Origin of the sequence: Paenibacillus sp. FSL R5-192 (genome assembly GCF_000517845.1) — a bacterium.
GTDB lineage: Bacteria > Bacillota > Bacilli > Paenibacillales > Paenibacillaceae > Paenibacillus > Paenibacillus amylolyticus.
Window position 1 is genome coordinate 136,663 of the sequence record NZ_ASPR01000046.1, and the last position, 26,994, is coordinate 163,656.

The following is a 26,994-nucleotide window of genomic DNA, read 5'->3' on the forward strand; positions in this document are numbered from 1 at the left end:
TTATTTTGGTTTAGAGATTCGCATTAACCGCCAAGGGTATGCTATTTGTAACTACAGACTCCTGATCCGCCGGCTCATCAAACCACCAGTGGTGACCTTCTTCTTCAAGCATAACATCTGATTCAACCGGTCCATAGCTACCCGCAGGATACAGGTGAAGTGGTAACAAATTTTCCTGGAATGCATCCAGAATTGGCTGCACCCACGCCCATGACAATTCTACTTCATCCCAGTGGGCAAAGAAGGTTGGATCACCCAGCAAAGCATCACGAATCAGATTCTCGTAAGCTTCCGCGAGGTCACCTTTATCCGGAGAAAGATCGATGTGAACCGGTTTGAATTCACCTTTATTCTCAGGATCACTTGCATTAAGTTGCAATGTCATGCTCTGATCCGGACTCATCTCAATGACGAGCAGGTTTGGCTTGGAACCTTTGTTTTTCAGCACATTTGTCTGTCCTGAAGGTTCTTTGAATTCAATCACTATACGTGTTGATTTCTCCTTCATTCTTTTACCCGTGCGAATGTAAAACGGAACACCACGCCAGAAGAAATCATCAATTTGCAATTTGGCAGCAATGAATGTGTCATTCATCGTATTCTCGGCTACACCCGGTTCAGCAGTATAAGCATTTACCGGTTTACCTTGAATGTTGCCTTCTGCATACTGTCCACGGATGATGTTTGCGCCCACAGTTTGTTTTTGTAACGGCTGGATCGATTCCATAATGTGTTTTTTCTTCAATCCAACTTTTTCGGAAGTACTGTTGTATGGAAGCTGAATCGCCATCATCATGAGCAATTGCAACATATGATTCTGGAACATGTCTCGCACTGCACCAACATGATCATAATAGGATGCACGTTCTTCGACACCTACAGTCTCATTCGCCGTAATTTGCACATTGGAGATGTAACGGTTGTTCCATAACGCCTTCATGATTGGGTTACTCTGATGCAACGTCTCCAGACGCTGTACCATCGGTTTGCCCAAATAGTGGTCAATCCGATAAATCTCTTCCTCCGTGAACGATTCGCTTAATTTGCGATTAAGGTCTCTCGCAGACTGTAGATCGTGACCAAATGGCTTCTCGATAACGAGGCGTTTCCATCCCTCTGTGGAACCCAGTCCACTTTCTTGAATGTTCTCCGCAATCGGTTCGAAAAATTCCGGACCAACCGAGAGATAAAATAAGCGATTGGACGGAATGCCAAGCTCAGCTTCTCTTTGTTCAACTAATCCCAACAGCTTTATATAATCTTCCTTATGGCTTATATTCAATACACTGTAGCGGAAAGCTTTCACAAATGACTTCACAACTTCAGGATCAGCTTGGCGTCTGGAAAATTCATTTAATGATTTTTCCACTTGTGCCTGAAAGAATTCATCAGACCAATCTCTACGCCCCAGACCAATCAATGAGAAGGTTTCAGGAAGCTTCTGCTCAAGATATAAGTTATATAAGGCAGGATATATTTTTCTTTTGGCTAAATCGCCAGTTGCACCAAATAAAACAATGGTAGTTGGTTCCATCTTACCGTTCTCCTTCCAAGTAACTCTGGTTTCTTTGTTGTAGTTACACTATAATACGTTTTATAGCCATACAAGTAATTAATATATTTCACAGGAGCTATAGACCACATCTATGACTACAAATTACGAACTATATAAAGTCTTTTATTGGGCCGCCAAAACGGGAAGTTTGACACAGGCTGCGAAAGCACTGTATATCACTCAACCCAGCGTCAGTCATGCCATTAAGCAATTGGAAGAGAGCTTTGGTCTTACCTTGTTTTATCGAAATTCCAAGGGTGTAGCGTTGACACAGGAAGGTGCCAGTCTATACTCCTATATTGAACAATCCCAGATTCTGATCTCACTTGCGGAAGAAAAAATGGCCGCACTGAAGAATCTCGACAATGGTGAACTCCGGATTGGTGGCAGTGACTCCCTGTTCAAGCATTACATGCTGGCGTATCTAGAGGAATTCCACACCTTGTACCCTAACATCAAGCTACATCTGAGTCATGGAACCACGCCGGAAGTGATTACCTTTCTGAAAGAAGGCAAGATTGATCTTGGTGTTGTTCGGATGCCCATTGTTGATCCACAGCTAGAAGTCAGGGAAAGTATTCAGTTGAAGGACTGTTTTGTAGCCGGGGAACGTTATGCTCAGTTGAAGGGGAAAGTCATGACACTTGAGATGCTTCTGGAGCATCAACTGATTCTCTTCTCCCGAAACAGCCGGGTTCGGATGGCTATAACCGAGTTGTTTAACAGCTATAATTACACGTTGAAACCTGAGATTGAGGTCGGTAGTGTTGATCTGTTGATTGAGTTTGCGCGTCGAGGACTGGGGATTTCCTATGTTACACGTGAATTTATATCCAAAGAGCTGGAGGAAGGTTCTCTCTTCGAAATTCAGCTTGATGTCCCGCTCCCCCCTTCCCATGTGGGGATTATGACCAAACGCAATATGCCGATTTCTCTAGCTGCCAACCGGTTTATGGATCTCATTTTCAAATCCTGAGTGGTATAATGCCAAAAAGTACAACAAAGAGCCCCACCATCCAGTTATGGATAATGAGGCTCTTTGGCCTGCATAATATTTGTGTTATCTAACGATTAAAGACTCACCAGATAGGACGCGTCCAATATAAGGGCAACCTTACCATTACCGAGGATCGTTGCTCCAGATAGATGGTTCATCGCTCCCAGATACGTACCGAGTGTCTTAATAACAACTTCCTGATTCCCGATGATCTCATCTACTGCGTAAGCTGCAATTTTATCAACAGATCGCACGATCACCAATGGAATGGTTTTGGATTTACGGTCCGTTCGTGGATAGTTGAGCCTGTCGCACAGTCGGTGAAAAGGTACAATTCGTCCATGATTCAGGATCGCTTGTTGCCCCTGGATCATCTGAATATCTTCAGGTGAAATTCGAACAATCTCAGCAACATTATACATCGGCAAGATCAGCACACGGCCCGACACTCTGACTAACAGACCTTTAATAATCGCCAAAGTAAGGGGTAGACGAATCGTAAACGTGGTACCAACACCAACCTCTGTGTCAATATCAATGATACCGTTGAGGCGCCCGATCTGACTACGCACGATGTCCATTCCAACACCGCGCCCTGATACTTCACTGACAGAAGAAGCTGTGGAGAAACCGGGCTCAAATATGAGATGGACAGATTCCTGTGTTGTTAGACGTGCAGCCTGTTCCTCACTAATGATACCTTTGCCCAAGGCGGAAGCTTTAATCTTCTCACCATCGATACCTTTGCCATCATCCGAATAACGAATAACAACATGATTTTCTTCATGAAATGAAGTTAAGGTAATTCGTCCTTTGGACGGCTTGTCGAGCTCCGCTCGAACCTCTGCACTTTCAATGCCATGATCTGCACTGTTGCGGATGAGATGGATCAGCGGGTCACTTAGTTCTTCAATAATCATCCGGTCAAGCTCCGTCTCTCCACCTTGAATAACCAGTTCCAGGTCTTTACCCAGCTTCTGCGAAAGGTCACGAACCAATCTCGGGAAGCGACTGAATAGTTGATCAATGGGTAACATCCGTGTCTTCATTACACCTTCTTGAAGTTCCTTGATCACCCTGCCCATATGATCGGATACACCACTAATAGTCCGGATGAGTGTTGAAGACTCCTTACGCGCACCCGATCCACTCAGATCTGCAAGGGATGTCTGATCAATTAACAGTTCACCGACCAAATTCATCAAATGGTCCAGACGTTCAACACTCACACGAACTGTAGGTTGAGCAGCTTTCACTTTCTCATCCGGCCCAGTTGTATTCACGGTAGGAAAGCTTTGTTTCGTTTGCTCTGTTTCAGAGATTAATTCAAGTGGTGCAGAAGTCGCTGCAACCTCATTGGATTCCAGCAGATATGGATCAATCTCCAGCATATGAATATCCGAATCTGAAGACAGCTCTGCCTTAAGCTGCTGTGGGTCCTTCGACGTTGCTACGATGATGATGAACTGACCATAATGATCATCTTCATTCTGCGCGCCCGGTTGACTCTCCATGAGCGAAGTAGCGATAACCGTACCACAGATGTCCTCGATACGTTGTCGTAAAATATGATATCTGGCCGCTTTCATCATGCACTTCTGCTCCAGCACGATATGAATGGACAATAACTGCTTGCCTGACACTATAGCCACCTGTGCCACAATCGATTCTGCTGGTTGCAATTGAGGTACTTTAAGTTGCCCTACTACTGCCGGGGTCTGAATTAAATCCTTTATTTCTCGTACTACCGCTCGAAAGTCTGCATAGGCTTCCCCACGGATGTACTGATCACGAAGCACCTTCATGGCGTCCAAAGAGCGGAACAACGTATCAATTAGCTCCGAAGTCATCTCCGGTTTTTTCTCCCGGACCCATTCAAGAGCATACTCCACTTCATGCGTAAGGTCGCTTAATTCACGGAAATCCATAGTGGATGCCGATCCCTTGATGGTATGGGCTGCCCGAAACAGCGTCTGAACCAGTTCTACAGAAGGTGAAAGCTCCAATGCCAATAAAGACTGATCCATACGTTCCAGTTGATCATTCAGTTCTTCGATAAAGATGTCACGGTAGGCAGACAAATCCATCATTCGTGTATTCCTCCCTAACCGCCCAATATTTCGTCCAGTTTCAAAATGCCCACAAGCTTGTCTTCCTGTTGACCCACACCATGGAATAAACCTTCACGGTTACGACCATATCCGCCGGTTGGCGGATGTATTTCGGAATATGTGGTTACCTTGTTTACGCGATCCACGATCAAGCCAATATATTCTTCCTGATGTCGAACTACGATAATACGCGTCGCTCTGGTGTCCGGTTCATCCGGCATACCCAGCAGGTTCCGCAGACTCATCACACATACAACCTTGCCACGCAGATTAACTACCCCTTTGATCTCTGGGCGGCTGAATGGGATATCTGTAATGCTGAGCATTTTAATAATTTCGTGAATTTCTTCGATTCGAATGGCGCAAGTCTCTGCACCTACAGACAGTTCAATATATTGTTCCTTTTGAAGTGAAGACATCAATTCACCCTCAATTCAATTTTATTAATTTGTTTTGAAGGCAGCTGCCGAATTCGCCAGTTCTTCCGCCAGATTTGCCAGAGACTGGCATGTTGCCGCTGTCTCTTCAGACGCTGCTGCGGATTCCTCACTGGAAGCCGAGATGGATTCAACAGAGCTCATCACCTCTGCGGCTTGGGCTGCTTCTTCTTCACATGCAGCAGCAATTTCGTTTACTTTCTGTGAAGAGTTATTGACCATATCAATGATCTGATCAAACGCCTGTCCAGTCATGGAAGACTGCTCAACACTGGCTGCTACGGCTTGCACACTTTGTCTCGTATTTTCCTGCATTGCTTTGATGATGGCTGTAATTTCTTTGGTCGCCTCGCCACTTCGTTCGGCAAGCTTCCGGACTTCATCTGCTACTACGGCGAATCCTCGTCCTTGTTCTCCCGCCCGCGCAGCTTCAATTGCAGCATTCAGCGCGAGCAGATTGGTCTGCTCAGCGATATCGTCAATCACTTCAATGATGTCACCGATTTTACGAGAATCATCTTCAAGCTTGGTCATTTTTGTATTAACAGCTTGCATACCTTCCAATGAAGTCTGTACAACAATTCCACCTTCACGGGCAGTCTTCACCGTATCGTTGGACAGTTCAGCCGCTTCTTCCGCACTTGCAGCGACGGAGTTGATGGCTAGTGAAAGCTCCTTGAACAATTCGGAGATATTTCCTGCCTCACTGGATTGGCTCGTGCTGGTACTCGCAATTTCCTGTGTACTGGCTGAGATCTGTTCCGAAGAAGCAGCAACACTTTGGGAGTTCATCACGATATTGTTAATTAACTCTTTCAGATTATCAACCATCCGATTCAGTGCCGCGGCTAGTTGACCCACTTCATCTTTGCTGGAGATGTTTGATTTAAGGGTCAGATTTCCGTTGGCAACTTCCGTAGCTAGACCCAGCATAGCCATGAGTGGCTTCGCAATGGAGCGAGAGATAATATATCCAATGAGAATACTGAAGAGTACAGACAGAACCACAAGAATTATCGTTACTTTAAATGCTTGTGAATAGGCAGCCTGAGATTGTATATTCGCCTGTTCAGCCATACTTTCATTAAGGTCGATCAAATTGGTAAGGAGTTCTACAATCCTGTCTCCTTGTGGTTTAAGCTCAGATTTAAGGAAGGTATTAAAGGCACTTTGATCATCTGCAACAGCCAGATTAGTTGCTCGTTCAAACATTGTTAAATATCCTGGATATTCCGCATCAAAATTACGGAGTAACTCTATTTCTTCAGGGGTTGTTGCAAGCGGACGATAGATGGTCAGGCGATCATTCACACTCTGACGGATCGAAGCGATGTTCTCCGTGATCCGAGTTTTTTCGGTTTCAACGGTTTCGAAGCTCAAATCACGCACGTTCACACGCATTCTTTGATAATCAATCTGAGCAGAGGATAATTCTTTCACAGAGATTAGATTGTTGTTATACATCTCTTGCATTCGTTCATTCGTACTTCTCAATGTTACTACAGAGTAGACGCCAAGCGCCGCAAGGATTATCGACACAACTAAAAACGCTGAGATAATCTTTGTTGCTGTTTTCAAATTTCCAAACCACTTCATGTAATCTCCTCCTAGGCATCGTAGTGTCCAGTTATGTATATAACGCTTGGTAAACCCTTCTCTTGGTCGCGCTCCAGACAACTTACGATCTATTTCGACATAAATATATTAAAACTGAATAGGAGATTTTTATTTCTATAAATTTGCACTATTATGAATTTTTATTTCAGATATAAAGAATCTTCTTTTTAATATAAATTATACTTTTTACCTATTAAATTGTTTTTTTCATTTACATATATACGTATAATCAACATTCTGCATTGACTTACACATACATCTCCATACAAAATTTCATGTGACATGATCTTCTTTTATTTATACAAGAAGTTATATAGTTCTTACGTCTAACAAATATCATTTTCCACAAAAAAAATTATGTATTTTTTCTGTACACACTCAACATTTCAAGACCTAAGTCTAATAAATACATACTCATAGTGAGTCTATTTTCCCATAAAAAAAACCAAACCCGAATCAACAAAGTTTGGTTTTGAAGCGAAAAAATACACTTCAAATTAACATAAAACCCGTTTAAAACTAATTACTTATGTGTTATATAACTGCTCCAGTTCAATTAAGCGATCCTTAATCCTGTGCGGAATAATACCAAACAGATTATCCCACGTCATGAACATCTCCGGTTTTAGTAAATATTCTTCGAACTCCATGGTAGGTACAAACGCTTTGGTCTGCAGATAACGCTCCACCTGAGCATCGATCTGTTCATTCGTTTCAAAATAATCTTGAAACAACTCATTCACAAGTAGCCCATCACATCCAGCTTCGGCACCTGCTGCACTATACAGGTTTGGCAATAACTCAAATACAACCGGAAGTGGTGAGAAAGCATGTTTGCCAGGCTGTGAGTACAGACATACATGATGTCCAACCACATTGACCCGTTCCTTCAATAATCCACGCAGCACCTTCCCATGAAAGCTGGCTTCACAGTCTACTACCTCTCCGTCATGACCCACATAAACCCATACATGCTCCATTTCATACAAATGTCCAATCTCATAATCCCACCAGATTGCATATTCAATTACATATTGTACTACCTCGGTCGGAAACTTAATGTCCCTTCTGAACGATGGTGAAGGCCCAGATTGATGCAACACAGAAATGCCAACAAAATCAGGATAAAAGGGTTCGGCTCTGTCAAACATCAAAATAGGTGCATAACTCATTGCAGTTTCAAGCGTTTTCATTTCTGACATGTTCATTCATGAGTCCTCCGTTTTTGTTGGATGTTCATACTATACTAACAGAGAACGTAACCCACTGACTCAGGCATTTTGAATTTTTTTCTAATATAATACCAACCCCTCCATGGACTTCATACGATTATTACATCGACACATCAAAAAGCCTGCAACTGATATTCTCCAGTTACAGGCTGTGTACTTTGATAATGAATAAGGAATCTTGACTTAAGATTTCAGCTTATTGGATGGTGACACGGACGTCTTGGAAGGTGAGGTCGATTGATCAGAAACCTGTGTATCACACCCTATTGGAGGGCCCAGAATCGCATCATTTTTAATGGAACCAACAGCTCTCGCATATGCCTCTTCATCCAAACAGTACGCGCGGTGAGCCACCTCCGGCGGTGTAGCTGCCAAGAAATCCGCTCCAAATACAATATCGGGCGTTGGTTGATCAAAGATTGTTAAGACATATACATCATCTGTCTCAGCGACAAACCAGTGAAACCAGCCTTTCGGAAATACCACAACCTGACCTGGTTTCAGACGATATGTCAATCGTTCACGCGTAAACGGATTGAAGACTGACGCTGTAATTTCACCGGTGATGACCACAACCATCTCCGTGACATTGGTGTGCCAGTGTGGCTGCACAATGATTCCTTTGCTTAAGTACACGTTGAAGAACCCATTTGCAATGGTCGGCAGCTGTTCTCCAAACAACTGGGTTACATAGTTGCGTGAATCCCTCTGATAATTGACAACCGCATTGGAATCGGCTGCCAGCGGAACATTCGGGGCTTGCAAAATCGGATTCATCATACGATCATTTCTCCTCCTTGGGCATACATCTCATTGTTGTACTGTATGCCGGAGAATAGAAAGATAATACCGCTGACACATGTTATATATTGTTTTTAATCCTGAACTTTAGGTTTCTTAGAATCTTGTATAAACGAACTAGACTTGACCAGGGAATCTGCCTCCGGCTGCAATGCCTTGGGGTGATATGTGATCTATCTGGTTCATCTCATCATCCGTAAGCGAAACCTGTAGCGCCCCTAAGTTCTCGTGAACTCTTTCCAGATTGCGAGTCCCCGGGATCGGAACGATATGTTCTCCCTTTCCAAGCAACCAAGCCAGAGCAAGTTGAGAGACCGTACATTCTTTTTGCTTAGCCATCTCTTGGATCAATCCAACAACCTCCAGATTTTTCTGAAAGTTCTCACCTTGGAAACGCGGATAGTGACGACGATAATCATCTTCCGGCAGATCGTCTATAGAACGGATCTGACCTGTCAGGAAGCCCCGCCCCAAAGGACTGTATGGAACCAAGCCAATGTTCAATTCATGCAGGACAGGCATAATCTCATCCTCAAGCTCTCGACTCCATAATGAATATTCGGTCTGCAACGCTGTAATCGGATGAACAGCATGTGCACGCCGAATGATCTCTACTGGCGCTTCGGACAAACCAATATATCGAATCTTCCCCTGTTGAACCAGATCGGCAAGTGTGCCTACCGTCTCTTCAATGGGTGTATTCGGATCAGGACGATGTTGATAATACAGATCGATATAGTCCATTCCCAGGTTGTAGAGACTCGCATCTACTGATTTTTTGATGTAGGCTGGATCTCCCTTTGGGCCCTGCGTGTGTGTTATACCAAATTTGGTGGCAACGATTGCCTTGGATCTTCGACCTTGAAGCGCGCGTCCAAGCAATTTTTCATTCCCTCCAAATCGCTGTTTTTCATACGCTCCGTACAGATCCGCCGTATCAAACATGGTAACTCCTGCATCCAGCGCACCCTGAATGGTATGTACCGATTCGTCATTATCCGGCATCATCATCACACCCAGGCCGAGCGCAGATATTCGTAATTTATCATTTCCCAGTGTTCTTGTTTTGAGCATGAGGCTCCCTCTTTTCATCTTGAAATAGAAACGTTAACTAGATACGTATGAACTTGAGTTCATTCTATTTCACTTCCGAGACCCCAACCACACTCTGTTTATGCTAGTAAAGAAATTACCAGTTTGATTAACTTTCTATATGGCAACAGGAACGTAAATACAACAATGAATGCCTGATTGGCTGTTCAGATTATTCATGGAAAAGATATCGTATGCATGCACAACGCCATCTGCCCGATCCGTCGTTTCAAGCAGGACACGATTGACTTGTTTGAATTCAACTTGGTGCAGGTTCCAGATCGTTCGGAAGTCTACACTTTCTTCACTCAATTGTTTCACGATTCTGCTGAATTCGGGGTCACTCGGATACTTATCATAATACGTACGGAATACGGCTACCGAGTGCCGCGCGAATTCCTCCCAGTTGTGCATACGCTCCCTGAGCGCTGTATCCAGAAATAAAATCCGCATCATTAAACGCTCATTCACATTCATCGACGAGAAGTTGAAGAGGTTCGTGTCTGCAGCTTCATTCCAGGCAAGTACCTCAGAACGTTCATTGGTAATAAAGGAAGGATGAGTCAACTGGCCAATAATACTCTGCCACCCTGGCTCCAGTTGCGAATACGAAGCAAGGAATTCATGTTCCGTATTAGGGTCCCATAAGTCAAATAGATGACTCTTCTCTTCCAGGGTTAAACGGAGCGCATCCGCTATACTCTGCATCACTTCTCGTGAAGCCGCCAACTCCCTACCCTGTTCGAGCCACGTGTAATACGTCGCACTGACACCAGCCAATACCGCTACTTCTTCCCGCCGTAGACCGGGTGTTCTTCGCTGTCCATAAGATCCTGACAATCCAACCTGTTCCGGTTGAATGTGGCTTCTCCGTGATTTCAAGAACTCACCCAGTTTTTTGTTACGGCTCATACTTGTATCCATAGACATCGTTCCTTTTTATAAAAGTATTCAAGCCTATTCGGCTCTATCCCAAAATGGTAGTCTCTGAATGACTTTGATATAATTCATCTATTATTAGTTCTGCAGAATACTTGGTTTACAAGTAGCTTAGCATCGATTGGTGCAGAACGAAAGGAGCATAACATGATCCCCAATGTTGGAGATGTATACTGCGTATACGTCGAAAAATTACATCAATATACAGCCTGCCAGGTAACTGGATTGAAAGAAACAGAGGGTAAAACTTCTGACACGCTTGCCTCTGTCCTTCAGTTGGATTGGAATGGTGATCAACTGCCTAATGAAATGCATCTTCATCAGATGAAACCGCTGATCTGTAATTTCTATTTCTGGAATGACCGACTTGCCCATAGTTTCGTGAGTGCTAATGTTCCTTCACAGTATGTGCTTGCAGGCAACATCCCTCCTCTCTACACCGAGGAAACAAATACGTATGGCGGAGGCTGGCCGATCGGAGAAAGTCTCTATCTCCAGCGTGAATGGGAAGGTATCGATTCGATCCGAAGAGCGCAGTTCAAACAAGCTGCGGATGATGACGAAGAAGTGATGATTGGCGATCGTGTAATGCGGCGCAGTACGAGTACACTCCGCGATTTCAGCCCTACATCTTCTGAAGATGTAGCCGAACTCGCAAAGCTACCTTGTCTGACACATATTGAAATGGATGGATATACGGAATCAATCTTTCCATTTATAGAGGACAACCCGTTCATTAATGAACTTCATATCATACATCATGGTCAAACGATGCTCAATATCAGCAAGAGCCACCTGACCAGACTTATTGTGGATGTCAGTGGGTTGAAGGAGTTGATTTTGAACACAAAGATGAAAAGTCTGAATTTCACAGGAGAGTTGTCTCCTGATCTGCGTATCGCGGCTTATGAAGACGGTAAATGCATCACTCTCAATGTTCCATCGAGCATGCCACAGGTTACGGGTATCTCACGACTTGAAGGTCTGTATATCAGAGATATCACGGAACTCCATCTGGAGCCACTTGTGCAGTATTATCCTGAGCTTTCAGAGTTACGATTGTGGGGTAAACCCGGCAATGTATCCCATATAGAATCGATTCAGCATTTGGCAAATTTGCAGACCTTCACTACATATGACCTGTTCGGCTTCAATGGTGAAGAATTCCCTGATCCAGAGCAACTTCCAAAATTGGCTACGCTGTGGCTAACCAGCCTGCCTGCCGATGCAGCCAGATCGATCAAAACAAGATATAAAAAATCCGTTGCTGCCGGACTTGATATGGAAATCACCAAAGCACGCAAACCGGAATGGCTTGAAGAGAACCTGAACAATCCATTTCGGGATTGGGATGGACGGGACCACATCAAGGCGGCACACGCCAAAAAAGCAGCTCAATTGTACAAGCAGTGCTTGAAGGAAATCCGGCAATTAAGTCAAGATTTGAACAATCAGGAAGCTATACACAAACAGCTCGTCTCCATGGTTGAGAACTACACACAGGCCTTCAACAAGATGGATGCCAAGACCGGCTTTATTGAAACTGTTGAGCGGGAAGAGATTTATGTTGTTCTAACGGAGTTGCTGGAGCAATTACAGCAGCATTTGGAACTGCGTCAAGATGATTTGGTTAAGGTCAATCACGAGGATTTATATGAGGTATTTGATCGTTTGAGGGATTTTTAGTTTACTCAAAAAGGGTCCTGTTATGAAAATGGCAAGACCCTTTTTTGCATGAATAGAATTTCTTGCACTCTATTTTCAATAAGACGATGTGACTCGGGCAGAACCTTGGGTCGCTCGATCCTATGATAAGCCACACAAATTCAAGTAATTCAGGATCGATGCGGTATCATCAATGGAGGTGCGCAAGGCGATGTAACCGTCAGAACGAATCAATACAAGTTCTTTACTTGCGACATCGTAAATTCGATAGGCATTCCCTGCAGTGTCTATTATGCCTTCCGCCCCCTCCACCTTCGATGGAAGGATATAATGCAAATGGAGTGCATCGTTGGTGAAGTTCTTCAGAGAAGGATCGATGTAGTTTGCAAAAGCCAAAAGCGTCCAGTGTGGGCCGCGCAAGAGGTCAAAGACACTTCCTGCAAACCCGGTGCCTTGTAGTCCAGTAGCATTAGCAGCACGATCTCCAGGAAGTAAACGGGTAGCATTTGTTCGAGCAGACGGATGGGTAAGCGAACTTGAACGATAGGAAATGAGAAGCCCGCTCGTCAGATCGTCGGATATGGTGCTCAAGGATTGGGACAACCCTCCGCCTTCAGTCGCCGTTCCTATGACGCCTCCCATCTTCTTAGTGCTGTCTTTGAGCACGGCCTGAGCCACTGGGCGGCGCTCCTCATCGTAGGTGTCGAGTAAGGCGGTGTCTGCTCCGTGTATGACAGCCGCCAGCTTCCAGCCGAGGTTGTATGCGTCCTGTATTCCCGTATTCATGCCTTGACCACCGGCCGGCGAATGAACATGAGCAGCATCACCGGCAAGAAAGACCCGGTTGTTTCGGTAACATTCAACCATACGAACGTTGACCCGGTAGATGGACAACCAAGAAGCATCCGTAAGCCGAACACGTCCGGACCCGGCGCGACGGTCAAACATGGCTTGATACCCCTCTAACGACGGCTGCTCTGGTTCATCGATGTCTGCCGGAATTGTAGCCTGCAGTTGCCAAATATCGGATTTTGGCAGCGGTGTCACCCCGATCATCCCCTCCGAAGAAGTCCAGATATGGATATGGTCACGATCTAACCCTTCCAATCCTACATCGCCAAGATACCATCGCTCATGATCATGTGTTTCCCCAACCAACGGTAAGTGTATAAATTTGCGGATATTGCTTTTGCCCCCGTCAGCGCCGACTACATAACGAGCACGAATTTGCTCTTCTCCTTGTGCTGTATTCACCGTTATCGATACACCATCCACATCCTGAACAAGCCCTACAGCTTCCATGCCCAACTCAACTTGACCGCCAAGCATTGCATATCGGTCGCGCAACGCTTTTTCCACATCAAATTGAGCAATCCAGACCGGATCACGATAGGGTGTCTCAAGTTCGGCGCTCGCTGCAACGGTAATAGTCGGCTTGTCCACACTTCTGCCATCTGCGGTATAATAACGAACAGGCAAGTCCACAACACCTGTATCAACAATGTAGTGAACGGCCTCCAAATCATCGATGACTTCAAGCGAGCGAGGCTGGATTCCTTTGGCGCGAGATGCAACGTTATACACGGTGCTTCGTTCAATAATACGATGGTTGACGTTTCGACGGGCAAGGTCGCAGGCAAGTGTAAGCCCTGTGGGTCCGGCCCCGACGATGAGAACATCAACAACAGACGGTATGGTATTCATGGACAAAAACCTCCTTGAGCATTGATTTGATACGCTACATTTGTTACACTACACCGTACAGTGTAGTTTGTAAAGCAGGACTCTAATCAATTTCTTAAATATACATATAAGGGGGAAAACGTAAGAATGGATCATACGGAAAACAAGAAAATCCGCAAAGGCTCTTCAGACAAACGAGCTAAAATTATTGCGGCGGCACGAGATCTGTTTCTTTCAGACGGGTTTGATCGTTCCAGCGTCGATGCGGTCGCAACTAAAGCGGGAGTTTCCAAACGGACAGTTTATGATTATTATGGCGACAAACAGAACCTACTGCTTGCCGTTGTGGAAGAATCCAGTTCGGCGATTCTGGTCATGATTGAGCAAGGGATTTCAGACCACCTCTTGAAATTCGAAGATCTTGAGCAGGCGCTCATTTTATTTTGTGAGCAAATCGTAGCTTCTGCAAACGGTTCGGCAGATTACAAGGCTTTGATCCGTCTGGTTATGGTGGAAGCTGCCAACCTGCCAGACTCGTTTTTTGAAAGGCTGGATAACGCAACTGAAGAGGGGATTATCAGGAGGTTTACAGCGTTTGGACAAAACGGACTGCTCCATGTGATTGATCCTATAATGGCTGCAAAGCACTTCGCTGCATTAACGTTTTTATTGGTATTCAATCAACCGGGAAAAATCGGGACGTTAGAGGAGGACCAAACTAAACATATCATCACCGAAGGCGTACGCGTCTTTCTTTGCGCTTATGCCCCACAACGTAAGTCTTAAAATCGCCATTGTAAATGCCTTTTCTATTTCCGGATAAATTCCATAATCTAATCGATCTGCGACTTCATTATCAATGGTAAACGCAAAAACGGAACGAAGCATGCTGATACCCTGCTTCGTTCCGCCCATCTTTTAATCTTCGTCCCATTTCGTTAGTGATCTTGCTCTAATCTAAAGCAGCCCTTCATTGAATGGAAAACACTTCTTTTTTCAATAATTCTTCTGGCGTCTGCCCTATCACATCACTGTGAAAATAATCGCGGATAACGCCATCTTGAAGATAGTTGGCGATCGACACCATAATCATCCCTTGATCCAGTGCCAGATAAGCTTTTGCAAGTTCTCCCGTTTCAACATTGACTGAGTCATAGAACCCATATTTGCCAAACATTTTGAAGCTCTTTAGAGCTTTAATGTTCTTTCGAACTGCTTCAGGGGCATAATCCAGAGCAAGGAATGTTGCGTGTGCTGTTACCGTTGCTCCATCTTTGTAACCTGAGGTACCTAACGGTGTTGCTGCAAACTCACTGTAACCTGTCGGAGTGGCAGAAGGTGAGAAGCCCCATGCGGCATACCCTTTTTCTTTGGCATATTCGATTTGCAATTCGACATGACGCTGGTTGTTCAATCCCAAAGCTTGAGTACCCAGGTCTTTTTCCTTTATGACCATACCGGGCATAAGAGCTTCAAACATACTACCTCCCCAGCTTGGTACGAACTTTTTATCCTTGTATACATAACTTCCTTCAAACACATCCACTCCATCGTACTTAACGGATTTGCCTTGAGGAATCTGAGCTTGCCAATCCCATTCTTGAGGTAATGTGCGATACATCTTCCACCAATGATCTTGAGGAACATCACCTTTCCCAATAGCAATATAGCTGCCTACACGTGGTTCCGTATAAAACATCCCATAATGGTGGTCCGTCAGCGCGCCTTTAGCCACATCATAACCGCCGCGGAATTGGCCGACTTCAGGATCATATAGCGGAGTATAATTCATATTTGTAACCAACTTGCTTGTTCCCCCATGAAGTTCTTCATAGGCTTGCCCAACAACAATTAAACCAGCGGATAACCAGCCATTATCGACTTGGGAAATAAATTGCCCCCAATCTTTCTTCACCGAACCGTCATCCGTGTTATACCAGTTATAAAATAGGCCGTTCCACTTTTCTAACTTCTCGAGGGAATTTATAGTTGTTTGCAGGCGATGTACAGCTTCTTTCTTTGAAATAATGCCCAATTGTTGCGCTGAAACCGTACTCATCATATACATTGCGATGTTTGTGGGCGAGGTACGTTTAGCTTCTTCTATCCCGTTGTCAGTGTGCCGTACTTCATCGTAAGTCAAGCCAGTATTCTGATCCGTATAGTCCTCAAAAAACGTATAGGTTTTATATGCAATCGCTTTCAATTCTGCTCGAAATCCAATTAAATTGCTTGAGTCACCTGCTGAAGCCATCGGAGTTAAAGCTAGATTAGCTAACAGACAAAAAGTTAAAATGAAGCTGAATTGTTTTACTTTTTTCATGATTTTCATGATTTTCTCCCTTCAAATGGATTCGAAACGTTTCGTGTATATGTTATCATAAATTTCCCATTTCCGTAAACAATAAAATAGAACGCTTACAAATACTGATTATTATGCGGTTTATTAATAAATGTAAATTCGAAACGTTTCATTAAAGGGACTACATTAAGGCAACTCACGTGGAATTATATGACGATTTGATCGTTTGAGGGTCTTTTAGAGATTCTAAATTGAAGAGGTAAAAAGCCTGACTCCATAGGAATCAGGCTTAACCCTTCACGTATCCATTCTAAACCGTTCTAAGTTGCTACAACTGTTGTTCCGCAATACTCGCAGTCCGTTGATTGCTTAGGAAGTACTTTTGCCTTCGCCCCACATCCCGGGCAACTCACTGAAACAGGCCTTTGTGGCTCTTCAACTTTTTCTTCGACTTTCTCTTCAGTGTTTTCCTTATCTGAAAAATTGATCTCTGTATAGTTAATTGTATTATGACTGCTGTAACTCACGGTGTTGCTATTGTAACTTGAATAAGTATGTGGATTTGCATTTTCGCGATCAAGAGAACCTCCATAGTCTCCCCCATAAAAATTTCGTTCAGGGCCACGCTTTTTCTTAACACGTTTTTTCCTAAGCAATTTAATACCAAAAAACAACGATTGCATTACTCACAGCCCTCTCTATGATAGTCCCTTTTCAAGCTGCTTTTGCTGATCAAGCTTTGACTTCCACTACCCCTGTCTCACAAGATATTCTTATGCAGAGACAAGTGAAAGATGGAATCAGTATATTTGCAAGCAATCCATACCCCGGTTATTTTGATAGTGGAGTGTACACTCCATATATTTATATGACGGGGACAATTACAATAACTTTTCAAGCTAATGTTCTAGGCACCTACTACTTCCAACTCAGAAATGAGAATGGAACATTATATCCTGTAAGACATGAAGCCATTCAATATGGAAGTCAAACAGTAACAATTCGAGGGGCCTATGGTTATCAACAAATATATGCATCATCTCCGAATGGCCTCGGTAGTGGTTATTTCAATATTCATTATTAATCCTAACTAAATTATTTAGGATTCAGGAAGAAATGATTTCAGGCTGGCTCAGAGATAGCCTTACAGACACAATGCCAATAACCTACATCGGTCATGACTAAGCTCTCTCATGCTTTACTACCCTTATCTAAGACTCGAACAAAAGCAGCCGATCACGTTGATCAGCTGCTTTTTGGTGTTTTCATATGCTCAAGCTAGCCCAGGCTTCCCTGGATTTTTTCTCCTAGTCTCTCATAATAACCTTACTTCAATAGCGAGTACGATGCTCTACCAGAAGATACCACACATTATTCATTGCTCTTTAAAGTAATATCCAATATGTTCCGATACTCTATAAGCATTTGATTAAGTGCTTTCCCCGTATTCAGATGTTTTACTACTTGATTCTTGAGATACTGAGAACTTAACTCAAGCGCTGAATAATCTTCGCTTAGAGAGCAAAGCTTATTTTTAAAGTCACTTTCATTCCGCTGCACATGAACAATAAACTGATCCCTTTCGTGCTCATTTTTAAATAAAAGTATGACTTTAAAAAAACTTTTACGTGAAATCCCTTCTTTATCGTTATTCTCAATGTAAAAAAAATCGCTCAGTTTATGAGTCGTACTACCTTCAATGAAATATCCAAAGTCATAATCCTCTAAAAACTGAGCCCTACTCTTTTCAGGAATAACCGTTGGGTATCGACCACTATCAAGAACAACGATTTGTCCCCTAAATTGTTGAATACCTTGATATTGAATATCAAACTGTCGATACAAGGTTTCTGGGTCGTTCATCGCATAGGCGTAAAAATCAGGGTATTGCTCAAGTCCAGCATTTTCGTCCTCATAAAGCACAATTTTAAATTCAGGCTTATAGATGTTGGAGTAAATATAACCCTCTGAACATTCATCTAATACCCATTCTTCTTTGTGTTCAAGCCGCTTAATAATTTGTTCTAAAGGAGAGTTCATCAACATAAACCTTTTCTTCCAAAGATACTCAATATAGTTTATGTCTGCGACTTTATCTATATCAGTATTTGTATCCCCTATCCTTGTATAAATGTGACCCGAACGAACCTTTCTTCCGTAGCTTGAAAAATCCTCAATCAGGAAGTAAGGAGTAGTTGTGCTATTTTTTATAATAATAACATCTACTTCTTCTTGCATAATCATTAAAGATTGCATTTTAATACTAGGACGAATTCCAGCGGAAAATTTTTTGTGTTTTAAGAAATCTATCATTTGTTGCTGATTTCTCCGATTTTCATCATCTTTTACTCCCACAATTTCGAACGTTTGGTCTCTAATTCCAAAGATAATATAAGAATCTCGATCAACTAAGTTATTAGCCATACAAATTATATCGTGTAATAGGTTAGCTGCATTAAGGTGATACTTCTCTTTAAAATCCCAATATTCTCCTTCACGTTTAGTTTGAATTAACATTAGAATTTCTTCCCTTAAGTCAAGACTATTCATTTTATTTTCCTTTCAACTTTTTTATATGAGTGCAATGTTAAAGAAACTTTAGTATTCTTAAATTCGAAATAAACCAAATTTTTCAGATAGATTATCAATGTGACGTAGATCTTTAAGTGAGGTCCCCTTTTTCCCAAAAATTCCACCTTATTCGGTACTGCTGATTAATATAATAGATGAAAGCTCTCTTTTGGATCACACCCATCCTTTTGCTTGTTAGCCGCTCTGTCGGAAGGCTAAACCCTACACCTTTTTATGGAATCAGGAAGAAAAATAATTATTTCTCATGAATTTTATGGCTGTATAGTAGTCCGAGCTCTAAAACGATTGTCAAAATTAACTTTCTCAAACGCAAGCACCTTTTAGTTGGGATATTTTATTTTTCCCAAATGAGGAGATGAATACGCTTTTGAACTAACCTGCCCGTTAGCTTAATGAAACAGATTAATATTTTAATCGACATAGTACCATGTTCTTAACCTTTCCAGCAAATACTAAGTTCTTGCGTTAGGTCCGAAAAACCTCTTCTTGATACAGAAAAATCGTTATTCAAGCGAAGTTTTATATTTATGTGGCTTTTATCTCGCCATGGAAGTTCCATCATGATCCTATTTAGATATCTACCTAATCCGAAATGACACAATGTTCTTGTCCTTTTCGGCAAAGGAACCAAGTTCTTGTCCTCAGCTTGGGACAAGAACTTGGTTCCTTAATACAAAAAAGCCGCTATATTAGCGACTTTGAAAGGAACAATTTTTTTGTCCCTCGACATCATATCATGAAAGTCTTGAGGTTCAAGCCCCTTTAGATATTCAGCCATTACTTCATTTTTCTGACTCACTGCAATCGTATACGCCCGCTCTCCATCCTTCTCCTGTATAGTCACATCTGCTCCTTGGTCTACCAGATATCGAACCATCTTCATGTTATTAAGTCGTGCAGCTACCGTGAGAGGCGTGGCCTCGTACGGATATACCATATCCGGTTCATTGTAATTGACGTCCACTCCTTCATCTAGTAGATACTGGATTGTCTTCATATCGTGATCAGCTACAGCCTTGCGTAACGTTTTGCCTCCATAATTTCGAATATCCAACCCGAGTTCATTTAGCACGGTTATATTTTTTTGTTACCATAGTAGGATTCGTCATATGCACTAGATTTGACGCGATTAAGTCCATTTAACTTGACACCGTGCTGGTACAGGTATCGAACTATTTCTTCTCCACAATATCTACCTGCCTTCAGGATTGCCGGATTATTTTTGACATTCAGATTAACTCCATGCTCCACCAACAACTTAACCACTTCCGGTTGATTACAGTTTAAGGCAATGTCTAGTGGCGTTAATGCTATGTATTTACTGAGCGTAATCTCTTCTTCGAGATCCATGCCCTGTTTAATGAATTGTTCTACGGCACCGGTATCTCCCTCATATACTGCCCTGGCTTGATCAGGAAGCATTTCAAACGATCCTTGATTTCCGATTTTGAACAAAGGGTTTACCTCCTACTACTAATCAATTTTATATTTAGTTGAATATATGAATGGGATATAATATGAAATGGGTTTATTATTATAACCTTTCACTAATTTAAGAGAATTGTCGAATCCTCATATTAGAATTATAAATTTTCATTTAAATATTTTAAAAAATACATATTCTTAGGAGAATACTATGACCAAGGATGTTGAAAAATTCTTTAAAGAAAATCTAGATATGTATCCTCATCTCAAAAAAATAAGAGATAGATTGTGGTCAGATGATGGAAAAAGTAGGGTTACTGTAATGATTGGGGCTGGATTTAGTTTAAATGCTAAAAAGATTGAAGATTCTTTTAATGGCATGGCTCTCTGGGATGATATAAAAAACGAACTTACGAAAAGCTTGAGTCACAAAGGAATCCTTGACAATGTAGATGTATTAGATATTGGTCAAATGTATGTTAAAGAGTATGGTAGAACCCATCTAGATGAAGCTCTCAAAAATGCTATCCCCGATAACAATTACGAGCCTGATAAACTTCATTTTGATTTGTTAAGACTACCCTGGAGCGATATTTATACAACTAATTACGACACTCTTTTAGAACGCTCTAAGAGTCATGTTCATGAGAGAAATTATCAGACTATCTATGATGTAAGTGACATTCCAAATTCAGTTCAACCTCGTATTATTAAGCTACATGGTAGCTTCCCTGCAAATAGGCCTTTTATTTTCACGAAATCGGATTATAACAATTATCCTGTGAAATTTAGCCCATTTGTAAATATGGTTCAACAGTCAATTATGGAGACAACTTTTGTGTTAATTGGTTTTTCAGGAGATGATCCTAACTTTAGTAACTGGACATCGTGGGTATCGGATAATTTAGGGGAACACATGCCAAAGATATATATGCTAGGTTATAATCAAAAGCATCGAGAAGTTGAATTAGAGAAGAAAGGACTCACATTAATTGATTTTACAGAATTGTATTCGAAAGAATCAAACCCATTTAATCACATGTATACAGAGGTATTCAGTTTCCTTATGAACGAATCAAAAGAGAAAAAAAACGAATGGCCACATCGTGATTATAATGAAAGTATCGAAACCTTCATTTACAATCGTAAAACTTATCCTGGATGGGTATTACTACCAGATAGAATACGAAGATCACACGCTATCAATTTGCACATACTCAGCAATGATTATTTCAACAGTCTTGATAATAATATAAACAGAGAACAAATTAATTTAATAAATGAATTTCTCTGGTGTTTTGGCATATTTTCAATTCCACTTGATTTTAACAAACAACAAGTTCTCGAAAAAATTATAGAGGAGCTTCTACCTCTAGAAGATCCAAATATCAAGTTAAATGATATAGTTCTTGTTCTCCTTAGAGAAGCTAGACTTGATCTAGATGAAGACAAATTCAACAAATATTCTATTATCTTTAAGGATTGTAACTTGAATTCTGAAGAAAAACACTTCCTCCAATACGAAACGATTCTCTATTTATTATCTTTAAATAAAATTAGTGATGTATTAATTCAGCTAAACCATTGGTTGATAAATAATAATGATTATGAATGGAACATCAAAAAAGCCATCATTTATTCTAATATAGATCAGATGGAAGTTGCAGAAAATTTATTGGAGTTAAGTTTAGTAAAAATCAAGAAATTATTAACTATCGAAAATGAAAATTATAGATTACTATCTCTGGAAAGTGTAATACTTCATAATTTAGAGCGAATTACAAATCAACGTGGATACTACTCAAAGAGATTGCGTGAAATTAATTCTCATAACTGCAACTCGAACAGTGAACTCGAACAAACATGGCTATCTGTTACGGAATATGTCTATGACTTAGGTAATAAAGAGACCCCTGGCTTTGATCCCAGAACTAAAAAAACTAGTTCTAAATTAGGTGACTATATGCGTCAAGAAATCTTAGACTCATATGCCGCTTTAATTTTACAAGAGAAATTTGGACTTTACTTTATACGTGCTAGACTCGAGATTGCCCATAAGAACATTAGTGTAACTCTGCCAAACTTTTCACTAATAAAGCAAATATATTATGCAAAAAGAAAAAACATTGAAGATATTTTCACGAGGCAATTTGTTTACTACCTTCAATCTCCTCAATTAAAAATAATTGAGTCCATATTAAGTAATGCCATTTTAGAACCTTCTCCACTAGTCCCATTTGAACATGCGATTGAAATTTTATCACGTGTGTACTTTGCTTTCTCTCCGGAAAAACAAAATATTTTCGATCAAATGGTTCTTGAAATAATTGAAAACAAAAAAATATATATTCGAACTGAAATTCCTCTATTTGCAAAATTGTTCCAAAGAATAACTTTCTCTAAAACATATCAACAAAGAACAACTTTCTTTGAACAATTACTAATGGCAATGGATAATCAGTTCATTGAAAATAGCTCAAATAATTTCTTTGATCCGTTTCTTGAAATTTTATCACTTAATGATGTTGCACCGATAAAACTAGAAATAAAAGAAGAAATTAAATTAAATTTACTTGAAAACGTCAATAAAGAAAGCGCACTAATAAGATTAGTATTTCTTTATCAAACAAATAACCTGACAACAGAACAAGAACAGCTGTTAGCATTAAATATTAAATCCTTACAACCTAGTCGTTCTTTTGGTATTAGTAACTTCTTATTTCAAAGTACCTTTGAATTTATTGTTGACTCTATTAATCTCAAACAACAAACATCACCATTTCAGATTATTCAAAATTATATAATGAATAAAGAGATTCCTAAGATTAAAAACAACGGAGTGATAACTGACGGTTCAGCATTTGATAATTATTTTAGAGAATTCTGTCTAATTATTAGAGAAACTATAAAAAAATATAAAGAGATTCCAATAGAAATATACGCTGAGTGGTTAGATAAATTCCTGCACTGGTGGGATTCAGAAAAGGAATTTCTGCTAGAAGCAGATAATGAAAGTATCTGGTTATTTCGTTCACCAGATTATTTATTAAAATTAGTTCATTACCTCAGACACACTATTCTGAAAACAATTCCTTTAAATCATTTTGATAATAATTTTAAGGGGAAATTAAGTTCATTAATTAATGAAATATATCATAAGAAATTATATTGTTTTATTCACCTTCTTCCACAAGCAAAAAGGTTAAATTTAGATTTGGATTTGACAACAAATTATACTGATTTGATATGGGAATTTACCGATGATACAATCAAACATGCTATAAGTGCAATATCTAGCTATTTAGAGTTAATTGCAGAAAATCATATTGATGAAGAACCTGCTCCTCTAATAAATCAATTGTTTTCAATAGTAAAATATGGATCACATGATAACAAACTGGTAGCTTGCGATACTATTCATCTAACTATTAAATTACATCCAATAATCTTTTCAAAAGAAGATTGTGAATTTTTAATTAAATTTTCCAACAAATATTTCTATTCAATTATTGAGAACGCCGATTTAATAATGTCTCAAGATGAGTTCGCGCTCCTAGCAAGTATTTCAACATTGGTTACTCAATTAATCATAAACATGAATGACAATGTAGGTAACGAACTGGATCATTGGATAGAATTTATTAAAAATAATCCTTTACCTGAGATTCGAATTAACTCTGATTACTTTATTAAAACAAGTTGATCGCTAAAAGCCTACTCCATGAGAGTAGGCTTTTTTATAAGTATTGATTTCTACCTGGTTTAACCTACTCTTGTTGAAAAACTTCGTTTGTAACTAGCATCCCTATTTTAAATCCTTTCACAAATGCCTCACAAGAATTAGTGGAATTAATATTATCTATCATATCTAATAGTTCCTCGAACTGTTTAAATTCATTCTCCGAAAGTTTTTTCTGAAATTTTTCGATATTAGCTGTAATCTCCTTATTAATAGATCGATACTCCGGATTTTTAGGAACAATATTTTCTTCTGGTCTCAGATTACCATAATAAATTTCTTCTAATATACTTTTCATTTCTACCCCTCCCTAATAATCTTTTCAAAGTAAAACTCATTATTTAGCATGGTTTAATTTTATGCGAAAATTGCATAAAAATCAATATGCAGTTTCCGCATAGAGTAAGCTGATCAAGGGTGATATTTATGTATATAAGAATTCGTGATCTAAGAGAAGATAAAGATCTGACTCAACAACAAATGGCTAAGATGCTGAAAATTTCTCAAACAACATATTCTCGTTATGAAACTGGCGGTTTAGATATTCCAAGCTTTGTACTTATCAAGCTGTCAGAATTCCATAATGTGAGTGTAGACTATATACTGGGACAAACTAACAATCCCAAACGATGTTAAGTCTACATCCTTCAAATGCTTTAGAGCGATAAAGGGCTATCACAAAATCCTATAACAAATCAACCGCACAGAAAGGACACTATGAATCCTTCATCACTGTCATCCAAATTACAACAGATCGTTCCGCAACTGGATCTGCGAAGCTGCCTCGTCAGCGTACGCGGTGAGATTATGTACGAACACTACCGCAACCAAGAGGCTGCGACTGATATTGCAAAAATCAATTCATGTACCAAGAGTGTGCTATCCGCCCTCATCTGTATAGCGATGGATAAAGGCTTGTTGCCAGAGGCATCAACCCCAATTTCCACCTTTTTTCCACAGTTGACATCCGATCCTGACCCGCGCAAACCAGCGATCACGCTGGAACAACTGCTTACCATGACAGCCGGATTCAACTGGGACGAGTTCGGCGGGCAGAATTCATTCCCTCGCATGACCCGCACCGATCATTGGGTGGATTTTGCGTTGGAACAACGCTTAAGTCATGAACCGGGTACATACATGGAATACAATTCAGGAGTATCACAGATCCTATCCGCCATCCTGATGCAAAATGCAGGTATGGACGTAGCCGAGTTCGCAGAACGTTATCTTTTTGGCCCGCTGGGAATTAAGGATTATGAATGGGAAAGTGATCCTCAAGGTGTACATACCGGCGGATTCGGTCTTAAGATGTTACCCGTAGATCTGCTGAAATTTGGTCAGCTGTTTCTACAGCAAGGTATGTGGGAGGGTGAGTCTCTCATTTCAAGTGATCTCGTATCCCGTTCGACGCAGCCTTTCATTACAGTCACTCCACCGAATCACGGCAGTTATGCTTGGCATTGGTGGGTGGATGTCTATCCGAACGAAAGGTCTGACTCCGAAAATATTGCTGCTGAAGACGACAAACCCAATCTCCATTATTATTACGCGCGAGGATTTGGTGGTCAGTATGTATATAATGTCCCAGAGCTCGAACTTGTTACGGTGTTAACCAATGACAAACGAAAGAAAGAGAAACCTCCGCTGGATGTTTTCCCTCGATTAATCGCCCCTGAGCTATGGAAAATGTTATAACCGGAGGCAGTCCTATCTATCCTGTTCGACCAATGAACCCCCAACCTTGTGGCCATAACCTGACCATAGGTTGAGGGTTATTCGTCATGCCAAAGCTTCTTCGATAGCAATTGTTATTGGATACGGACCAGACTCTTGATTAGAGACCACAACCAGTTGTAGGTCATAGTCCGGATACACGGAAGACATGAACGACACCCCTGGATCAAACCCCATGACATGAATTTTGAAAATGTCTTCCTCTTTACGGTCAATCCAGATACCCTGCCCATAATACTCTTCATCCTCTTGATGAGCATGTGGAGTTAATAACTGCTGTGTCGCCTCTTCATTCAACAATTGGTGACCCAGCAAAGCATCCCAAAATCGAATCATATCCGGTGCCGTAACATAGGCTCCACCGTCCGATCCACCTTTGACAGGAATGGAGAACATATTAGTATTCCAAGAGCCATCTTCATGATCGATATACCCTAAAGCTGTGTTATGCGGGAGCTGATCTGTTACGAAATAACCGGATTCCTTCATGCCACACCTTTTGAAAATGTGCTCTTCCACATAATCTGTAAACGCCAGTCCTGAATGTTGTTCCACGACAAGCCCCAGCACAATAAAACCCGCATTATTATAATGAAAACGTTCACCCGGAGCAGACCTCATTGGCAGATGCTGAAACATGGGCAGAAAGTCACTTAAACGCCGCATCGCGTAGACGGGTCTGTCTTTCCATAATTCTGAAAAGTCATCCATCACTTCTTCATCGAAATAATCCGGAATGCCTGACGTGTGTGTTAACAACTGCTGAATGGTAACTCCTTCTTTCCATAGTGGAAACTCCACATCCAATACATCCGTAAGCTTAGAATCCGCAGACAACTTGCCCGCTTCAATTAGTTGGCATATACTCACTGCCGTGAAGATCTTACATCCAGATGCAATTCCAAAGCGTGTATCCAACTGATTGGCAAGCTCTTCACTGCGATTTGCATAACCACGTTTCATATTCAAAAGGGTTTTTCCGGCTTGCTGGAGTAATACAACACCCGAAAAATTCACGTGTTCCATGACTTCTTCTACTTTTGTTGTCAGCTCTACTGCATTCAACATTT

23 protein-coding genes are annotated in these 26,994 nt (G+C 41.1%); 7 read left to right on the plus strand and 16 right to left on the minus strand.

Annotation, left to right across the window (positions count from 1 at the left end; genetic code table 11):
* Positions 1 to 10 precede the first annotated feature (10 nt).
* Entirely contained in the window at positions 11 to 1,534 is a 1,524-nt protein-coding gene (gene zwf / locus C161_RS22325; protein ID WP_036613459.1) for a glucose-6-phosphate dehydrogenase, read from the minus strand.
* A 112-nt stretch (positions 1,535 to 1,646) separates the two neighbouring features.
* On the opposite strand from zwf, the gene C161_RS22330 reads away from it, so the two are divergent.
* Positions 1,647 to 2,531, plus strand: a complete 885-nt coding sequence (locus C161_RS22330) for a LysR family transcriptional regulator (protein WP_036672843.1) — start codon at positions 1,647 to 1,649, stop codon at positions 2,529 to 2,531.
* Positions 2,532 to 2,626: 95 nt separating this feature from the next.
* Here C161_RS22330 and C161_RS22335 read toward each other — a convergent pair whose 3' ends face one another.
* The 7 genes from C161_RS22335 to C161_RS22365 form a co-directional block, all read right to left on the minus strand.
* Positions 2,627 to 4,642: a chemotaxis protein CheA gene (locus C161_RS22335; RefSeq protein ID WP_036672845.1), complete on the minus strand. Its 2,016-nt coding sequence runs from the start codon at positions 4,640 to 4,642 to the stop codon at positions 2,627 to 2,629.
* A gap of 14 nt (positions 4,643 to 4,656) precedes the next feature.
* Positions 4,657 to 5,082, minus strand: coding sequence for a chemotaxis protein CheW (locus C161_RS22340; RefSeq protein WP_017687852.1), 426 nt, complete (start codon positions 5,080 to 5,082; stop codon positions 4,657 to 4,659).
* Between the two features lie 24 nt (positions 5,083 to 5,106).
* On the minus strand, positions 5,107 to 6,696 hold the full coding sequence (locus C161_RS22345; protein ID WP_036672846.1) for a methyl-accepting chemotaxis protein: 1,590 nt from the start codon (positions 6,694 to 6,696) through the stop codon (positions 5,107 to 5,109).
* Between the two features lie 548 nt (positions 6,697 to 7,244).
* Positions 7,245 to 7,925 (minus strand): hypothetical protein, encoded by a 681-nt coding sequence (locus C161_RS22350; protein ID WP_036672848.1) that lies wholly within the window; start codon positions 7,923 to 7,925, stop codon positions 7,245 to 7,247.
* A 207-nt stretch (positions 7,926 to 8,132) separates the two neighbouring features.
* The gene (locus C161_RS22355; RefSeq protein WP_036672849.1) at positions 8,133 to 8,729 is read right to left on the minus strand and encodes a cupin domain-containing protein; all 597 of its coding nucleotides are present in this window, start codon (positions 8,727 to 8,729) and stop codon (positions 8,133 to 8,135) included.
* Positions 8,730 to 8,867: 138 nt separating this feature from the next.
* On the minus strand, positions 8,868 to 9,824 hold the full coding sequence (locus tag C161_RS22360) for an aldo/keto reductase (protein ID WP_036672851.1): 957 nt from the start codon (positions 9,822 to 9,824) through the stop codon (positions 8,868 to 8,870).
* 135 nt (positions 9,825 to 9,959) lie between these two features.
* Positions 9,960 to 10,754, minus strand: coding sequence for a helix-turn-helix transcriptional regulator (locus C161_RS22365; RefSeq protein ID WP_235193893.1), 795 nt, complete (start codon positions 10,752 to 10,754; stop codon positions 9,960 to 9,962).
* A gap of 174 nt (positions 10,755 to 10,928) precedes the next feature.
* Between C161_RS22365 and C161_RS22370 the strand changes: the two genes are divergently transcribed.
* A complete protein-coding gene (locus C161_RS22370; RefSeq protein WP_036672852.1) occupies positions 10,929 to 12,467 on the plus strand; it encodes a hypothetical protein in 1,539 nt (512 codons plus the stop codon).
* 120 nt (positions 12,468 to 12,587) lie between these two features.
* On the opposite strand, the gene C161_RS22375 is transcribed toward C161_RS22370, so the two are convergent.
* Complete coding sequence (locus C161_RS22375) at positions 12,588 to 14,150, minus strand: FAD-dependent monooxygenase (RefSeq protein ID WP_036672854.1); 1,563 nt, start codon at positions 14,148 to 14,150, stop codon at positions 12,588 to 12,590.
* Positions 14,151 to 14,276: 126 nt separating this feature from the next.
* On the opposite strand from C161_RS22375, the gene C161_RS22380 reads away from it, so the two are divergent.
* Positions 14,277 to 14,915 carry a TetR/AcrR family transcriptional regulator gene (locus tag C161_RS22380; protein WP_036672856.1) on the plus strand — a complete coding sequence of 213 codons (639 nt, stop codon included), beginning with the start codon at positions 14,277 to 14,279 and terminating at the stop codon, positions 14,913 to 14,915.
* Between the two features lie 184 nt (positions 14,916 to 15,099).
* Here the strand turns inward: C161_RS22380 and C161_RS22385 are convergent, their stop codons facing one another.
* Together C161_RS22385 and C161_RS22390 are read right to left on the minus strand one after the other, a co-directional pair.
* Positions 15,100 to 16,461, minus strand: coding sequence for a glucoamylase family protein (locus C161_RS22385; RefSeq protein WP_235193894.1), 1,362 nt, complete (start codon positions 16,459 to 16,461; stop codon positions 15,100 to 15,102).
* Between the two features lie 290 nt (positions 16,462 to 16,751).
* Positions 16,752 to 17,114: a hypothetical protein gene (locus C161_RS22390; RefSeq protein WP_036672859.1), complete on the minus strand. Its 363-nt coding sequence runs from the start codon at positions 17,112 to 17,114 to the stop codon at positions 16,752 to 16,754.
* A 17-nt stretch (positions 17,115 to 17,131) separates the two neighbouring features.
* On the opposite strand from C161_RS22390, the gene C161_RS33105 reads away from it, so the two are divergent.
* The gene (locus C161_RS33105; protein ID WP_235193895.1) at positions 17,132 to 17,515 is read left to right on the plus strand and encodes a hypothetical protein; all 384 of its coding nucleotides are present in this window, start codon (positions 17,132 to 17,134) and stop codon (positions 17,513 to 17,515) included.
* Positions 17,516 to 17,802: 287 nt separating this feature from the next.
* Here the strand turns inward: C161_RS33105 and C161_RS22395 are convergent, their stop codons facing one another.
* From C161_RS22395 to C161_RS33115, 3 genes are all read right to left on the minus strand, one after another.
* Positions 17,803 to 18,948 carry an ATP-binding protein gene (locus C161_RS22395; RefSeq protein ID WP_162163208.1) on the minus strand — a complete coding sequence of 382 codons (1,146 nt, stop codon included), beginning with the start codon at positions 18,946 to 18,948 and terminating at the stop codon, positions 17,803 to 17,805.
* A gap of 742 nt (positions 18,949 to 19,690) precedes the next feature.
* Positions 19,691 to 20,095 (minus strand): ankyrin repeat domain-containing protein, encoded by a 405-nt coding sequence (locus C161_RS33110; protein ID WP_235193896.1) that lies wholly within the window; start codon positions 20,093 to 20,095, stop codon positions 19,691 to 19,693.
* Positions 20,096 to 20,097: 2 nt separating this feature from the next.
* Positions 20,098 to 20,478: an ankyrin repeat domain-containing protein gene (locus tag C161_RS33115; protein WP_051449886.1), complete on the minus strand. Its 381-nt coding sequence runs from the start codon at positions 20,476 to 20,478 to the stop codon at positions 20,098 to 20,100.
* A 181-nt stretch (positions 20,479 to 20,659) separates the two neighbouring features.
* On the opposite strand from C161_RS33115, the gene C161_RS22405 reads away from it, so the two are divergent.
* A complete protein-coding gene (locus C161_RS22405; RefSeq protein WP_036672863.1) occupies positions 20,660 to 24,151 on the plus strand; it encodes an SIR2 family NAD-dependent protein deacylase in 3,492 nt (1,163 codons plus the stop codon).
* A 64-nt stretch (positions 24,152 to 24,215) separates the two neighbouring features.
* On the opposite strand, the gene C161_RS22410 is transcribed toward C161_RS22405, so the two are convergent.
* Complete coding sequence (locus C161_RS22410) at positions 24,216 to 24,485, minus strand: DUF6809 family protein (RefSeq protein WP_036672865.1); 270 nt, start codon at positions 24,483 to 24,485, stop codon at positions 24,216 to 24,218.
* A gap of 128 nt (positions 24,486 to 24,613) precedes the next feature.
* On the opposite strand from C161_RS22410, the gene C161_RS22415 reads away from it, so the two are divergent.
* Positions 24,614 to 24,823 carry a helix-turn-helix domain-containing protein gene (locus C161_RS22415; protein ID WP_036672867.1) on the plus strand — a complete coding sequence of 70 codons (210 nt, stop codon included), beginning with the start codon at positions 24,614 to 24,616 and terminating at the stop codon, positions 24,821 to 24,823.
* Positions 24,824 to 24,904: 81 nt separating this feature from the next.
* On the plus strand, positions 24,905 to 25,885 hold the full coding sequence (locus C161_RS22420; RefSeq protein ID WP_036672868.1) for a serine hydrolase domain-containing protein: 981 nt from the start codon (positions 24,905 to 24,907) through the stop codon (positions 25,883 to 25,885).
* A gap of 84 nt (positions 25,886 to 25,969) precedes the next feature.
* Here the strand turns inward: C161_RS22420 and C161_RS22425 are convergent, their stop codons facing one another.
* Complete coding sequence (locus C161_RS22425) at positions 25,970 to 26,992, minus strand: serine hydrolase domain-containing protein (protein ID WP_036672870.1); 1,023 nt, start codon at positions 26,990 to 26,992, stop codon at positions 25,970 to 25,972.
* Positions 26,993 to 26,994 lie beyond the last annotated feature (2 nt).

Bases quoted from the DNA above. Each gene is read 5' to 3' on its own strand.
- C161_RS22360 (WP_036672851.1), bottom strand. From the start codon at position 9,824: ATGCTCAAAACAAGAACACTGGGAAATGATAAATTACGAATATCTGCG.
- C161_RS22425 (WP_036672870.1), bottom strand. From the start codon at position 26,992: ATGTTGAATGCAGTAGAGCTGACAACAAAAGTAGAAGAAGTCATGGAA.
- C161_RS22375 (WP_036672854.1), bottom strand. From the start codon at position 14,150: ATGAATACCATACCGTCTGTTGTTGATGTTCTCATCGTCGGGGCCGGA.
- C161_RS22345 (WP_036672846.1), bottom strand. From the start codon at position 6,696: ATGAAGTGGTTTGGAAATTTGAAAACAGCAACAAAGATTATCTCAGCG.
- C161_RS22340 (WP_017687852.1), bottom strand. From the start codon at position 5,082: ATGTCTTCACTTCAAAAGGAACAATATATTGAACTGTCTGTAGGTGCA.
- C161_RS33105 (WP_235193895.1), top strand. From the start codon at position 17,132: ATGATAGTCCCTTTTCAAGCTGCTTTTGCTGATCAAGCTTTGACTTCC.
- C161_RS22410 (WP_036672865.1), bottom strand. From the start codon at position 24,485: ATGAAAAGTATATTAGAAGAAATTTATTATGGTAATCTGAGACCAGAA.
- C161_RS22355 (WP_036672849.1), bottom strand. From the start codon at position 8,729: ATGATGAATCCGATTTTGCAAGCCCCGAATGTTCCGCTGGCAGCCGAT.
- C161_RS22335 (WP_036672845.1), bottom strand. From the start codon at position 4,642: ATGATGGATTTGTCTGCCTACCGTGACATCTTTATCGAAGAACTGAAT.
- C161_RS22415 (WP_036672867.1), top strand. From the start codon at position 24,614: ATGTATATAAGAATTCGTGATCTAAGAGAAGATAAAGATCTGACTCAA.
- C161_RS22330 (WP_036672843.1), top strand. From the start codon at position 1,647: ATGACTACAAATTACGAACTATATAAAGTCTTTTATTGGGCCGCCAAA.
- C161_RS22385 (WP_235193894.1), bottom strand. From the start codon at position 16,461: ATGAAAATCATGAAAAAAGTAAAACAATTCAGCTTCATTTTAACTTTT.
- C161_RS22350 (WP_036672848.1), bottom strand. From the start codon at position 7,925: ATGAACATGTCAGAAATGAAAACGCTTGAAACTGCAATGAGTTATGCA.
- C161_RS22420 (WP_036672868.1), top strand. From the start codon at position 24,905: ATGAATCCTTCATCACTGTCATCCAAATTACAACAGATCGTTCCGCAA.
- zwf (WP_036613459.1), bottom strand. From the start codon at position 1,534: ATGGAACCAACTACCATTGTTTTATTTGGTGCAACTGGCGATTTAGCC.
- C161_RS22405 (WP_036672863.1), top strand. From the start codon at position 20,660: ATGACCAAGGATGTTGAAAAATTCTTTAAAGAAAATCTAGATATGTAT.
- C161_RS22365 (WP_235193893.1), bottom strand. From the start codon at position 10,754: ATGAGCCGTAACAAAAAACTGGGTGAGTTCTTGAAATCACGGAGAAGC.
- C161_RS22395 (WP_162163208.1), bottom strand. From the start codon at position 18,948: ATGTTAATTCAAACTAAACGTGAAGGAGAATATTGGGATTTTAAAGAG.
- C161_RS22380 (WP_036672856.1), top strand. From the start codon at position 14,277: ATGGATCATACGGAAAACAAGAAAATCCGCAAAGGCTCTTCAGACAAA.
- C161_RS22390 (WP_036672859.1), bottom strand. From the start codon at position 17,114: ATGCAATCGTTGTTTTTTGGTATTAAATTGCTTAGGAAAAAACGTGTT.
- C161_RS22370 (WP_036672852.1), top strand. From the start codon at position 10,929: ATGATCCCCAATGTTGGAGATGTATACTGCGTATACGTCGAAAAATTA.